The organism is Streptosporangium sp. NPDC049376, assembly GCF_044466505.1.
Classification (GTDB): domain Bacteria; phylum Actinomycetota; class Actinomycetes; order Streptosporangiales; family Streptosporangiaceae; genus Streptosporangium.
The window spans coordinates 284867-297173 of record NZ_JBITMT010000003.1 but is presented as its reverse complement, the minus strand read 5'-3'; the positions used below and the strand labels follow the sequence as shown (position 1 = coordinate 297173).

14 protein-coding genes are annotated in these 12307 nt (G+C 68.7%); 4 read left to right on the top strand and 10 right to left on the bottom strand.

Going from position 1 to position 12307, the window contains the following annotated elements; translation table 11 throughout:
• Positions 1-186: 186 nt before the first annotated feature.
• On the top strand, positions 187-426 hold the full coding sequence (locus ACIBVQ_RS11115) for a BldC family transcriptional regulator (RefSeq protein WP_184711992.1): 240 nt from the start codon (positions 187-189) through the stop codon (positions 424-426).
• Positions 427-559: 133 nt separating this feature from the next.
• Here ACIBVQ_RS11115 and ACIBVQ_RS11110 read toward each other — a convergent pair whose 3' ends face one another.
• Together ACIBVQ_RS11110 and ACIBVQ_RS11105 are read right to left on the bottom strand one after the other, a co-directional pair.
• Positions 560-799: a hypothetical protein gene (locus ACIBVQ_RS11110; RefSeq protein ID WP_352010924.1), complete on the bottom strand. Its 240-nt coding sequence runs from the start codon at positions 797-799 to the stop codon at positions 560-562.
• A gap of 10 nt (positions 800-809) precedes the next feature.
• Positions 810-1646: a hypothetical protein gene (locus ACIBVQ_RS11105; RefSeq protein ID WP_399176998.1), complete on the bottom strand. Its 837-nt coding sequence runs from the start codon at positions 1644-1646 to the stop codon at positions 810-812.
• Positions 1647-1760: 114 nt separating this feature from the next.
• Here ACIBVQ_RS11105 and ACIBVQ_RS11100 point away from each other — a divergent pair, with 114 nt between their 5' ends.
• Positions 1761-2063: a PLDc N-terminal domain-containing protein gene (locus ACIBVQ_RS11100; protein WP_352010926.1), complete on the top strand. Its 303-nt coding sequence runs from the start codon at positions 1761-1763 to the stop codon at positions 2061-2063.
• A 69-nt stretch (positions 2064-2132) separates the two neighbouring features.
• Here ACIBVQ_RS11100 and ccsB read toward each other — a convergent pair whose 3' ends face one another.
• From ccsB to ACIBVQ_RS11065, 7 genes are all read right to left on the bottom strand, one after another.
• Positions 2133-3101: a c-type cytochrome biogenesis protein CcsB gene (gene ccsB / locus ACIBVQ_RS11095; RefSeq protein ID WP_399176995.1), complete on the bottom strand. Its 969-nt coding sequence runs from the start codon at positions 3099-3101 to the stop codon at positions 2133-2135.
• A complete protein-coding gene (locus ACIBVQ_RS11090; protein WP_352010928.1) occupies positions 3091-4689 on the bottom strand; it encodes a cytochrome c biogenesis protein ResB in 1599 nt (532 codons plus the stop codon). The genes ccsB and ACIBVQ_RS11090 overlap by 11 nt, the downstream gene beginning before the upstream one ends.
• Positions 4689-5435 carry a cytochrome c biogenesis protein CcdA gene (locus ACIBVQ_RS11085; RefSeq protein WP_352010929.1) on the bottom strand — a complete coding sequence of 249 codons (747 nt, stop codon included), beginning with the start codon at positions 5433-5435 and terminating at the stop codon, positions 4689-4691. Before ACIBVQ_RS11085 ends, ACIBVQ_RS11090 begins: the two co-directional genes overlap by 1 nt.
• Positions 5425-6006 (bottom strand): TlpA disulfide reductase family protein, encoded by a 582-nt coding sequence (locus tag ACIBVQ_RS11080; RefSeq protein ID WP_352010930.1) that lies wholly within the window; start codon positions 6004-6006, stop codon positions 5425-5427. The genes ACIBVQ_RS11085 and ACIBVQ_RS11080 overlap by 11 nt, the downstream gene beginning before the upstream one ends.
• A gap of 56 nt (positions 6007-6062) precedes the next feature.
• Entirely contained in the window at positions 6063-6701 is a 639-nt protein-coding gene (locus ACIBVQ_RS11075; protein ID WP_352010931.1) for a histidine phosphatase family protein, read from the bottom strand.
• A gap of 219 nt (positions 6702-6920) precedes the next feature.
• Positions 6921-7865: a LysR family transcriptional regulator gene (locus ACIBVQ_RS11070; protein WP_399176992.1), complete on the bottom strand. Its 945-nt coding sequence runs from the start codon at positions 7863-7865 to the stop codon at positions 6921-6923.
• Positions 7866-8097: 232 nt separating this feature from the next.
• Positions 8098-8382, bottom strand: a complete 285-nt coding sequence (locus tag ACIBVQ_RS11065; RefSeq protein ID WP_399176990.1) for a hypothetical protein — start codon at positions 8380-8382, stop codon at positions 8098-8100.
• Between the two features lie 518 nt (positions 8383-8900).
• Between ACIBVQ_RS11065 and ACIBVQ_RS11060 the strand changes: the two genes are divergently transcribed.
• Together ACIBVQ_RS11060 and ACIBVQ_RS11055 are read left to right on the top strand one after the other, a co-directional pair.
• A complete protein-coding gene (locus tag ACIBVQ_RS11060; RefSeq protein ID WP_352010934.1) occupies positions 8901-9383 on the top strand; it encodes a vitamin K epoxide reductase family protein in 483 nt (160 codons plus the stop codon).
• A gap of 30 nt (positions 9384-9413) precedes the next feature.
• Complete coding sequence (locus ACIBVQ_RS11055; protein ID WP_399176988.1) at positions 9414-10193, top strand: DsbA family protein; 780 nt, start codon at positions 9414-9416, stop codon at positions 10191-10193.
• 390 nt (positions 10194-10583) lie between these two features.
• Here ACIBVQ_RS11055 and hemL read toward each other — a convergent pair whose 3' ends face one another.
• Positions 10584-11879: a glutamate-1-semialdehyde 2,1-aminomutase gene (hemL, locus tag ACIBVQ_RS11050; RefSeq protein ID WP_352010937.1), complete on the bottom strand. Its 1296-nt coding sequence runs from the start codon at positions 11877-11879 to the stop codon at positions 10584-10586.
• Positions 11880-12307: the final 428 nt, after the last annotated feature.

The window sequence follows — 12307 nt, the reverse complement described above, 5'->3', positions numbered from 1 at the left end:
AGCGCTGCTAGTGTGCACAACAGATCAGTTTCGTAAAGAAACACCCACGAGACTCTCAAAGAGGCTCTATCATATAACAATCGGGCAGTCAGTCGATAACAACCCGTGATCTTTGTAGAAAAGCACGGATAAATCAGACTTCGCTCGGCACACTGGTTACCTGTCCGCCCGCTGGCAGGAAGCGGGATGCGAGGGGGAGAGATTGTGGAGAGTAGCAGCGAGCGTCTGCTGACGCCCGGAGAGGTTGCCGCCCTCTTCCGGGTCGACCCAAAGACGGTTACACGCTGGGCCGCGGCAGGCCGTATCAGCAGCATCCGTACCCCCGGAGGGCATCGGCGGTTCCGCGAGTCGGAAGTGCACGCCCTTCTGCGCGGGGAAGACGTCTTGACGGCCGAAAGGCCGGCAGGCGACGCACCGCGTGTCTGACGACTTATGACGTCACACCATCGGTGGTCCTACGGGGCCCCCACCCGGAAAGCCGCAGGGTCACCGATGGAGTCGTACGGCTCGCACCCCCCGAGCCGCAACCCCGCCCCCACCCGGGGTGTCCCCAGGGACCTCAGCCGTCCTGTTCGGCCTTGAAGGCCAGGAACTCACGTTCCAGATCGTCGTTCTCCTCAAGCCAGCGCCGTCTGCGCTCGGCGAGTTCCTCCTCGGTGAACGCCTCCGCCAGCCACCGGTCGTAGTCCGGATCTCCCGGTAGCAGTTCCACGTACGCGTTGCCGATCAGACGCCCGTCATCACTGGACAGAGTCTGCGGCACGCGCAGCGTTCCGTCAGCGAGCCGGATGACGTACATCCCAGATCACCTAGATTCCGTAACGCCGGTTGAAGAACAACATGACATCGAGCGCCAGCCTCGTGTTACCGCCGAGCATGTCCACCAGGGCCGGACGCTGCCGCGAAACGATCGCGGCGAAGGCGTCAGCGAAAAACTCCTTACGCCCCAGATCGCCCGACTGAAGGTGGAACCCGGAGGCCAGCATAGGGACGCATCTCTCATAAAGGGCCGCGAACTCGGGAGAGTCGGATACCCAGTCTCCGTGGGGAGCGTCCACGTCGTCCAGGGCGTGCCCGACCTCGTGCATCATCACGTCCGGAGTCGGCGAGGGCCGGTCCCCCACGACGATCTTGCGGTCGCCGTACGCTCCCGCGCAGATGTCCCAGGTCGCCCGGCCCGAGGGCAGCGGCGCGCCCCGCAGATAGCCCATGTCGTCCAGGTCGGGCACCCCGCCCGCGCCGACGTAGATGCCGTCGAGCCCCTCGGCGAGTTTCCTCTTGAGGATGTCGGGCAGCCTGGCCAGGCTCTCGACCGCCCGTACGGCGTCCGCGGACGGCGGCCCCTGGTCTGCGTCCCACTGGCGGTGCAGGATGCGTTCGAGCCGCCCGCAGTGCCGTAGGCCGTCGCCCATCCCGGGGGCGTCCGGAGGGTTCGGCATGGCCCTCGGCCGCTCGTCGTCGAGTTCGAAGTCCCGCCAGGTGTACTGCGGGCGGTCGACCACCGGCGCCGTGACGGCGCCCATCCGCCGCTCCGGCGCGAGCGGCGCGTCACGGACCGCTCTCCCTGCGACACTCTCCGTGCGCTGTGGCAGGCTCCGCTGCCACCAGCGCCGCCGATGACGGCCCTTGTCCGCCGAATTCGCCATCACACGCCCCAGGAGGAAGTGGCAACAGGCTCCACCGTACGGCGTGGGCCCCCGTCAGTCACCCGGATCGGGGCCACGACCGCACCCTGCCGCCGAATGGCTTACAGTTCGGGCATGCCCCTGCTTGTCGGTCTGGCGATACTCGCCTTCTGGCTCTACTGCCTGTTCGACGCGATCACCACGCCGGACGAGGACGCCAGAAACCTGCCCAAGCTCCTATGGGTGATCATCGTGCTGCTGCTGCCCGTCGCGGGCGGCGTGTTCTGGCTCCTGCTCGGCAGGCCGAGCGTCTCCGGGGCCAGGGGAACGCTCCCCCCCGACGACCACAGGCCCGTGCGTCGCGAGGCCCCCAGGGGCCCCGACGACGACCCCGAGTTCCTCAGGGACCTGGAGCGGCGGCTGCGTGACGAGGAGTGAACAGCGCATGCGAAAGCCCGCCAGGAGGTACGGCACGGCCGCCCTCCTGACGGGCGGGAAGGACCGGTCTCAGCCGGGAACCTCGGCGTAGGAGTGCAGACCGCCGAGGAAGATGTTCACCCCGACCAGGTTGAACATCAGGCAGGCGAAGGCGATGAGTTGCACGATCATCGCGGCCTTGCCCCTGAACCCCGCGGTCGCGCGGGCGTGCAGGTAGGCCGCGTAGGCGATCCAGGTGATGAACGCCCAGACCTCCTTGGGGTCCCAGCCCCAGTAACGTCCCCACGCCTTGTCCGCCCAGAGGGCGCCCGCGATGACGGCGAACGTCCAGATCGGGAAGCCGACCACGATGGCGCGGTGCGCGACCCGCTCCAGGTCCTGCCGGGACGGCAGCCGGACCGCGCTGTCCTTCCTCACCAGGAAGAGGACACCGGCGACGCCCGCCATGATGAACAGGCCGCTGGCGATGATCGCCGCCGACACGTGGATGGCGACCCAGTAGGAGTTCAGCGCCGGCACGACGGGACCGGCCTGCACGTACAGATACCGTACGGCGAAGCCGAGCCCGAGGGCGGCGGCGACCGTGACGAAGGCCCCCAGGAACAGGTTCCGGTAGCGCAGGTGCATGAACAGGAACGCGCTCACCGCCGCGAAGCACATCGCGACCACGAACTCGTACATGTTGCCCCACGGCCAGCGGCCGATGGCCCAGCCCCTGGTCAGGATGGCCGCCAGGTTCGCGGCCCAGCCGAGCCAGGTCAGCGCGAGCGCGACCGGGGCCGCCCGCAGCGCCCAGGCGGGTGGTGCCTTCTCCTCGGGCGCCTCGTCCCGGGGGGTGTCCTGGGAGACACCCCCCGCGTCCCCGCCGACCGTGACGAGCGCGGGTTCACCGGCGGTCCTGGCCTTCGCGGTGCTTCTGACCCGGCCGAAGCCGAGGTCGAGGGCGTAGCCGATCATCGCGACGATGTAGAGCAGCACGGTCGCCAGGGTGAGCTGGTCGCTCAGCGTGGCGAGGCCGACATCGACCTCAACGGGCATCGTTGTTCACTCCTGGATTCAAAGCGGCGACGATCCCGGCGAACTCCTCGCTGAAATCGCTGCCTTCGGTGCGCGTGAGACCGCCGATCTCGACGTGTCCACTGTCCTTTTCCTGCCGGTCGCCGATCCGCACCCACACCCGGCGGCGGCGGACGGTCAGCGAGAGCACCAGGCCGATCACCGAGAGCGCGGAGGCGACGAGCGCGGGCATCCGGCCCGGGTCGTGGGTGATCTGCAGTGCGATCCACTGCCTGAGCCCGGTGAACTCGATCGACCCCATACCGTTCGGCAGGTCGAGCTTCTTGCCGACGGCCAGCGGGTCGGCCTTCATGACCAGCGGCTTCATCTTCTTCAGGCTCGTCGGGTCCAGCTCGTAGACCGACTGCGGCCTGCCGTTGCGCAGCCCGAGGTCCCCGGCGAACGCGCCGTACACCTGGGCGGTCGGGTTGGCCGCGCCGGGGAAGACCGAGATCCACTCACCGTTCATCGGCACCGTGGTCGGCAGGAAGCCGATCAGGAGGCCGAGCTGCTCCGGCTGGGCGTCGGGCACCTTGATGACGCACTCGGAGGTGAACGTCGCGGGCTGGACGACCAGGCACGGCACGGGACCGTCGAAGGCGACCTGCCCCCTGCCGTCGGTGATCTTGAAGGTGGGGGCGTAGCCGTGGTCGATGAGGTAGGTCAGCGTGCCGTTGACGTCCAGCGGGTCGTTGACCTTCAGCGTGTAGTCGCGCTGTCCGGCGCCGGGGGCGTCGGTGACCTTGAGCCTGGCCTCGAAGTCAAGCGGCTGGCCACGCCGCTCACCCTGGGCGATGTAGGTGGCCTGGAAGTCGTCAAGGGTGAAGGAGAACGGTTCGAGCGACTCGGCGCTGACCTGCTGGCCGGGCATGTAGCGGTCGTAGGCGGCGACCGTGTTGGCGAAGCCCTCCCCCTCGACGACCAGCACGTTGCCGCGGTAGCCGTACAGGGCGCCTGCGCCGACCGCGACGAGCAGGCCGAGCAGCGCGACGTGGAAGATCAGGTTGCCCGTCTCACGCAGGTAGCCCTTCTCGGCGGAGACCCAGCCGGGCCCGGTGACCACCCGGAAGCGCATCCGGCGCAGCCGCTTCGCCGCCTCCTCGACGGTCAGGTCACCCTCGAAGGAGGCGTTCTGCGGCAGCCGAAGCAGGTTGCGCGGCGGTGCCGGGGGCTTCTTCCGCAGCTCACGCAGGTGCGTCGCGGCACGTGGAAGCACGCAGCCGATCAGGGACAGGAACAGCAGCAGATAGATCGCGGCGAACCACGGCGCCCTGAATACGTCGAACAGCCACAGCCGGTCGAGCCACTCGGCCAGGGCCGGGCTGTCGCTGAAGTACTGCGAGACCTTGGCGTCGGAGACGCCGCGCTGCGGCCAGATCGACCCCGGGACCGAGGCGAGGGCGAACAGGAACAGCAGGATCAGGGCCGTGCGCATCGAGGTGAGCGTGCGCCAGAACCAGCGCGCCCACGCGACCACGCCGAACGAGCCCGGCCGTACGGCCCGCTCGTCCCCGTCCGGCTCGCGCCGCCCGGCCGTACGGCCAGGCTCGGCCTGCTTGACTTCCTCCATCAGATCACCGGCTCGAATCCGCCGATCCACCCCTGCATGGTCGCGACGAGCTCTCCCCAGAGTCCCGTGACGAGCAGCAGGCCGACGGCGACCAGCATGGCCCCGCCGATCCGGGTGATCAGCTGCGAATGGCGGCGAACCGCCTTGAACGTGTGCAGTGCCCTACGGTATGCCAGCCCCGCCACCAGGAAGGGCAGTCCGAGGCCGAGCGCGTAGGCGAAGGCCAGCAGGGCTCCCCGCCCCGCGCTGCCCTCGGTGAGTCCCAGGGTGAGCACGACACCCAGGGTCGGGCCGATGCAGGGGGTCCAGCCAAGGCCGAAGACCACGCCGAGCAGCGGCGCCCCGGCCAGCCCTGCGGCTGGAATCCGGTGGATGCGCAGGTCACGCTGGAGACCGGGCAGCACCCCCATGAACGCCAGGCCGAGCACGATCGTCAGTACGCCGAGCACCCGCGTGATGATCGCGGCGTTGTCGGCCAGCGCCTCGCCGAGGCTCCCGAAGATCGCCCCGCCCGCCACGAAGACCAGCGCGAAGCCGAGCACGAACAGCCCGATGCCCGCGACCATCCGGCCGCGCCTCGGGTCACCGCTCATCCCCGTCACGTACGACAGGTAGCCGGGCACCAGTGGCAGCACGCAGGGCGACAGGAAGGAGACAAGGCCGGCGGCCACCGCGATCGGCAACGCCAGCAGCAGCGACCCGCTCGCGACCGTCGCGGTCAGGTCGGTTCCCACCTCAGTGCTCACCGCCGACCTTGGTGACCACGTCGAGGAGGTCGTTGTACTTGACGGCGCCGAGGGCACGGGCCGCGATCCGGCCCTGGCGGTCGATGACCAGCGTCGAGGGGATCGCGGCCGGGGGCACGGTGCCGTGGAAGGACAGCGCGATCCGGCCCGGCTGGTCGAAGATGCTGGGGTATCCGGGCTGCTGGCTGCGTTCGAAGGCCTGGGCCTCGGCCTTGCGGTCCTTGAAGTCGATGCCGAGGAACTCCACGCCCGACGCCTTGGTCTTGGCGGCGATGTCCTTGAGCACCGGCGCCTCAGAGCGGCAGGGCGCGCACCAGGCGGCCCAGAAGTTCAGCACCACGACCTTGCCCTTGTACGAGGCCAGGGAGACGGTCTTGCCGTCGAGGGTCTCGCCCTCGACGGCTGGAGCTGGTTTACGGCCGGCGGCCTCGAACGTGGTGATCTTGCCGTCACCCGGCACGAAGCGGGTGTCCCCGCTCTGCGGCTGCGATCCCTGGTTACCGGCACATCCGGCCACGGTGACGATCGACACGGCCACGAGCAGCACGGCGGCGAAGGGTTTTGCGCGCATCAGGGGCTGAGTCTTCCTGTACTACAACCGGTAGAGCAGTCACTCTACCGGCGTGGTCAGGCGCCCGGTACGGCAGGGCGCCCGACGAGCGCGCCCGCGGGTTCGCTGTATCCGACACTGACCAGCCTGTCGCCCTCGAAGGAGAAGCTCGTGAGGCTGGCCAGCGAACACTGCCTGCGTCTGGGGTCGTGCGGCAGCCGCCTGCCCTCGGCCGCGAGCCGGATGATCCAGATCGGCAGCTGGTGGCTGACCAGCACCGCCTCGTGACCGCGCGCCGCGTCCCTGGCGGTGTCGATCACGCTCTTCATCCGCCGGACGACGTCGGTGTAGCGCTCTCCCCAGGAGGGACGCAGCGGGTTCCACAGGTGACGGTAGTGGCGCGGGCTGCGGAAGACGCCGTTGCCCCCGGCGACCGAGACGCCTTCGAAGATGTTCTCCGCCTCGATGAGACGTTCGTCGAGGGTGACCTCAAGACCGAAGGAGGAGGCGATCGGAGCGACGGTCTCCTGGGCCCGCTCCAGAGGGGAGGAGAACAGGGCCGTGACGTCTCGTCCCGCGACGGACTTGGCGACCAGCTCGGCCATCTGCTTTCCCGTCTCCGACAGGTGGTATCCGGGGAGCCTGCCGTACAGGATGTTCGCGGGGTTGTGCACCTCACCGTGGCGCAGGAGGTGAACGACGGTCGTCTCAGCCATGGTGCCGCCAGCCTACCGACAGGTATGGATGAATAGGGCGCATAGATGGACCAGTGTGGCTGTGCCGCCCGGACGATGCCAGCGCCGAAGACAGTCGACTTCCGGGTTTAGCGGCGTTTTCCGGTGCTTCGTGCATGATCTCACCGTTCCACGGCCGATCTGTGGCCGATATGGGACACCTGTTCACGGGCCGGTCACCGAGGCGCCCGGCCCGCGCGCTCAGCCTTCGACGGGTTCCCCGACCGGATCGGCCGTACCCGCCGGGCAGTGGGGCTCGGAGGCGAGCCTGAGCGCCTCGACCGCGGCCCTGATCGCCGGGCGGCGGGCCGCGTCGGTGCGCCAGAGCGCGTAGATCTTCCTGGTGGGACGCGGCCTGAGCGGGACGATCCGCACCCCCTCGGGCACGAAGTCGCGGCCGAGACGGGGGATGATCGCGCAGCCCTGCCCGGCCGCGACGAGGGCGAGGTGGGTCGGATACTCGTCGGCCATGCAGGCGATGTCGGGTTCGAGCTCGGCCGAACGCAGCGTGTAGACGAGCCAGTCGTGGCAGACCGTACCGGGCGAGGAGCTGATCCATCGCTCGCCGGACAGCTCGGAGAGCTCGATCTCCTGCCGGTCGGCCAGCGGATGGCACGAGGGCAGGATCGCGTCGGCGACGTCGTCGAAGAGCATCGCCCTGGAGAGCCCCTCGGGAACGGCCAGCGGCCGGTTCATCCAGTCCTGGACGACCGCGAGGTCGAGCTCGCCCCTGCTCACCTCACGGAGCTGGCGCTCCGGCTCCCGCTCGTGTAGCTGGAGCCTGAGGTCGGGGTGGCGTCGCTGCAGGTGGGACAGCGCCGCGGGCAGCAGCCCCCGCGCCGCCGTGGGGAACGCCCCGATGCTCAACCTGCCGACGACCGCTCCCCGCAGCGCCTCGAAGTCGGCCTCCGCGGTCTCGACCAGCGCGAGGATGCGCTCGGCGTGGTCGGCGAGCAACCCGGCCGCGTCCGTCAACCGGACCCCGCGCCCGTTGCGCTCAAGCAACGTCGCGCCGGTCTCCCGTTCGAGCTTGGCGAGCTGCTGAGACACGGCGGACGGGGTCACCATGAGGGCGTCGGCCGCCGCGCCGACCGATCCGTACACGGCCACGGCGTGCAGAGCTTTGAGGCGGTTGAGATCCAGCATGTAGCAACTCTAAACGCCCGTAGCGGAAAAAGCTCCCTTTACTAAAGAAAAAGCACGAACAGGGACGAAAGTCGCCGAATCCATCACACCTTCGCCCAGCCCGGCCCATCGCCTTCGTTCATACCCTTTCAAGCCACCCGTACGGCTTCGCGACACCTGGGTGGTTTTGCGGCATCAGGTCCCGTACGGCCGCCGCCCCCGGAGGCCGTACGGGGACCGAAGAACGGAGACCTCAGTCCTTGGCGCTGACCTGCCCGCTCCCCTTGCAGGGACGGCAGGTGATCTCGACCTGGGTCACCACCGTCCCGCCCGCGGCGGTCTTGGTCTCACGGGTCTCGTAGTAGTGGCCGTTTCCCTCACAGTTGGCACAGGGGCGCGTCGCTCCCATCGGCCTCTCCTTCACCTGGGCCGCGGCCTGGGCGACGTCCGCGAACGACGCCCTGACCCGCTCCGCCTGCTCCCCCGTCAGGAAAGGCAACACCACCTTGCCGCCCGCGGCGGTGGGAATGCCCAGCACATACGTTCCTCGTTCGGTCACAGGCTTTTCCAATCGGGGGACGATGATCGATCCGGAGGGCGACCGTCTACCACGTATCTCCGATGATCATGGTAGGCCGCCCATGACACCACACCGGCACATGCACGGCCGTCCGGCGCGTCTCCCCTCGGGCACCGCCCTGGGGAGTCACCGGCACGGCCCCACGACCGACTCCGTCAGGCTACCTGCCCGATCCTCGCCGCCACCCTCGACTTCTCACAACCCTCACTTCCGGGAGGAACACAACCACTCCCCACACCGAAAAGTCCCCACCGAACCGCAGAAATCACGAAAGGAAAACCGCTCCGGGTCTTTCCAAGGACTTTGTCCCCTACTTCGGGAAAGCCTGTCCCGGCTATCGTCGCTCAGACCCGACAGATCCCCATGAGCACCAAAGACGCACTACCAAGCCCCTTACCGCCCTCTTACGCCCTTTGTTCTAGCCTCGCCTCTGTCCCGCACGGCGACGCGAAGCCGGAACCCCCATAGGAAACCCCATGGCCACAGACGTTCACCCGCACCCCGGTCGAGCACCGGAACGGCCGCGCTGGTTCCTCGTCGCGACGATCCTGCTGAGCGTCATGGGCCTGGCGGTCTCGGCCTACCTGACCCTCGCCCACTACGACACCGCGGTGCCCCTCGTGTGCGCGGAGAACTCCACGATCGACTGCGCCTCGGTGACGTCGAGCAGTTACTCCGAACTGCTGGGCATCCCGGTACCCGTGCTCGGCCTGCTGTTCTTCGCCGCGATCACGGTGCTGACCACCCCGTGGGCCTGGCGCTCGGCCTCCCCCCTCATCCGCTGGGTACGGCTCGGCAGCGTGATCGTCGGCGTGCTCTTCGTGGTCTACCTGGTGAGCGCCGAACTGCTCGTCCTCGGCAAGATCTGCCTGTGGTGCACGGCCGTACACGTGATAACCGTGGCGCTTTTCGGATGCGTCGTGACCGACGAATACCGGCGGGCGGGCCAGCCGGTCTGACCGCCGCAGCGATATCGATGAGGAGTCCTCATGAGCAAGAACGCCCGGCGGCAGTCGGCCAGGGAGCGCGTCGCCGAGGAGCGCAGGCTGCAGGCCGCCAAGGACAGGCAGCGGAAACTGCTGCTGGGCGTCCTCGGTGGCATAGCCGCCGCGGCGGTCATCGTGGTCGCGGTCGTCGTGGCGCAGAACAACGCCGGTCAGAGCAACCAGAAGGCCGTCGCCTACACCGGGCCGCTGGCTCCGACCACACGCCAGGAGGACGGCTCGATCCTCATGGCCAAGGAGGGCGTCACCGCCCCCACCCTGGAGATCTTCGAGGACTTCCAGTGCCCCTTCTGCAAGAAGCTTGAGGACAGCGCCGGCGACGCGATCTACAAGGCCGCCGCGGAGGGCAAGGCCCGGGTGATCTTCCGGCCGTTCCAACTCTTCCAGGCCCCCGCCCACCCCGAACCCGTACCGTCGGTCTCCCGGCGCGGCGCCAACGCCGCCCTGTGCACCCCGCCCGACAAGTGGGCCTCCTACGCCAAGACGCTGTACGCCAACCAGCCGGTCGAGGGGCAGAACGGCTTCGAGAACAAGGACCTGCTCAACTGGGCCCGGGACCTCGGTTTCTACGACGCCGGGTTCGACAAGTGCGTCACCGGCCTGGAGATGGGGGCCGACGTCGACAAGGCCACCGAATACGCCCAGAAGCAGAAGGTCAACAGCACCCCGACCCTCCGCCTCAACGGCAAGGACCTGACCGCCGAACAGGTCAACGAACTCCTCTCCGCTCCTGAGAGCTTGGAGCAGATCCTGAGCGCGAAATAATTGCGCCGCCTTCGGCGGCGCGGGCTGTGACTCTTTGCGCCGCCTGACGGCGGCGCGGGTCCGGGCGCCTCGGGCCGGCGCTTTCCCTCGTCACTGTGTCTCTTTGCGCCGCCTTCGGCGTCGCGGGTCCGGGCGCCTCGGGCCGGCGCTTTCCCTCGTCACTCCGTCGCTTCGCTCCTGCGTTCCTCAGTCCAAGCACCGGCGCGCCCGAACCGAAACCCCTCACACACAGCACCGGTAAAGCACAAGACCAAACTCTTCACTTCTGGCGCCGGTGCGTCCGGGGCGGAGCTCTTCAGACTGGGCGTCGGGGCACCCGGGGAACCTCTTGGCCTGGGGACGGGGCACCCAGGCCGAGGTGTTTCGGGTCGGCAGGTCCGAGCGACGGCTTCAGAAGGCCTGGGCTGCGGCTTTGGCGGCTGCGGGGAGGGCTTCGACCACCTGGGAGAGGGCCTCCTCGTCATGGGCGGAGGAGAGGAACCACGCCTCGTACGCCGAGGGAGGCAGATAGACGCCCTGGTCGAGCATGGCGTGGAAGAACGCCCGGTAGGCGGCGGTGTTCTGGGTCTGCGCGCCGGCGAAGTCGGTGACCTGGTCCTCGGTGAAGAAGATGGAGAACAGGCTGCCCGCACGCTGCAGGCGGTGCGGCACCCCGGCCGCGGCCAGGGCGTCGGAGGCGGCACGGCCGATGATCAGGGCGGCGGCGTCGACCCGGTCGTAGACCTCCTCGTCGCAGGAACGCAGGGTGGCCAGGCCCGCCGCGCAGGCCAGCGGGTTCCCCGACAGGGTGCCCGCCTGGTAGACCGGCCCCTCGGGAGCGAGATTGGCCATCACGTCGGCACGACCACCGAAAGCGGCGGCGGGCAGACCACCACCCATGACCTTGCCGAAGGTCATCAGGTCGGCCTCGACCGGGTCGAGGCCGTACCACCCGGCTTCGGAGACCCGGAAGCCGGTGAGCACCTCGTCGAGGATCAGCAGGGCGCCGTGGGCGGTGCACAGCTCACGCAGCTTGGCGTTGAAGCCGTCCAGCGGAGGGACGACGCCCATGTTGGCCGGGCACGCCTCGGTGATCACGCACGCGATCTCGTCGCCGAACTCCCGGAAGGCCTCGGTGACGGCCTCGACCGAGTTGTACGGCAGCACGACCGTGTCGGCGGCCGACGCTCCGGTGACGCCGGGGGTGTCGGGCAGCCCGAAGGTGACCAGTCCCGACCCGGCGGAGGCGAGCAGCGCGTCCACGTGGCCGTGGTAGCAGCCGGCGAACTTGACGATCTTCGCTCTGCCGGTGAACCCCCGCGCCAGCCGTACGGCCGACATCGTGGCCTCGGTGCCCGAGCTGACGAGGCGGACCTTCTCCACGGGCTCGACGAGGGAGACGATCTCCTCGGCGAGTTCGACCTCGCCGGGCGTGGCCGTACCGAACGAGGTCCCGGCCGCGAGCGCCTCCTGCAGGGCCTCGACCACGGCCGGGTGCCGGTGCCCAAGGATCATGGGGCCCCAGGAGCACACCAGGTCAACGTAGCGGTTACCGTCCACGTCGGTGATGTACGGCCCCTGCCCCGAGGCCATGAACCGGGGCGTACCACCGACGGCGCCGAAGGCGCGGACGGGAGAGTTCACCCCTCCAGGGACGATCTCGCGGGCACGGGCGAACAGGTCCTCGGACTTCTCAGTAAGGCTCACGTCCCCAGCGTAACCACGACAGGCCCAGCCCCCACCCCAGGGCATCCCAACCCCCACCCCGAGCCTCAACCTGCGAAAGGCCACGGTAGGAGCACCGCCCCTGGCTGATTGGAAGCCCGCTCCGGACACCACAATTACTCAGCGTGCAGAGACCCTGCCCTCGGCATCCAGCGCGAAAAGCCCCTATGCCAGAGGTACGGGGCTTCACCCCGACCACCCGGCGCGGTGCGTGAAGAGTTCCGGCCCTTGCCTTACCGCCGCCAGGCGGATCAAAGAGACACGATTCGGGCGCGCCAACCTCAGGCGCGAAGAGTTTGATCTTGTGCTTCACCGGCGCCAAGTGTGAGGAGTGTCGGCTTGGGCGCGTCGGTGTCTGGACTGAGGAACGCAGGAGCGAAGCGACGGAGTGACGAGGGAAGACACCGACC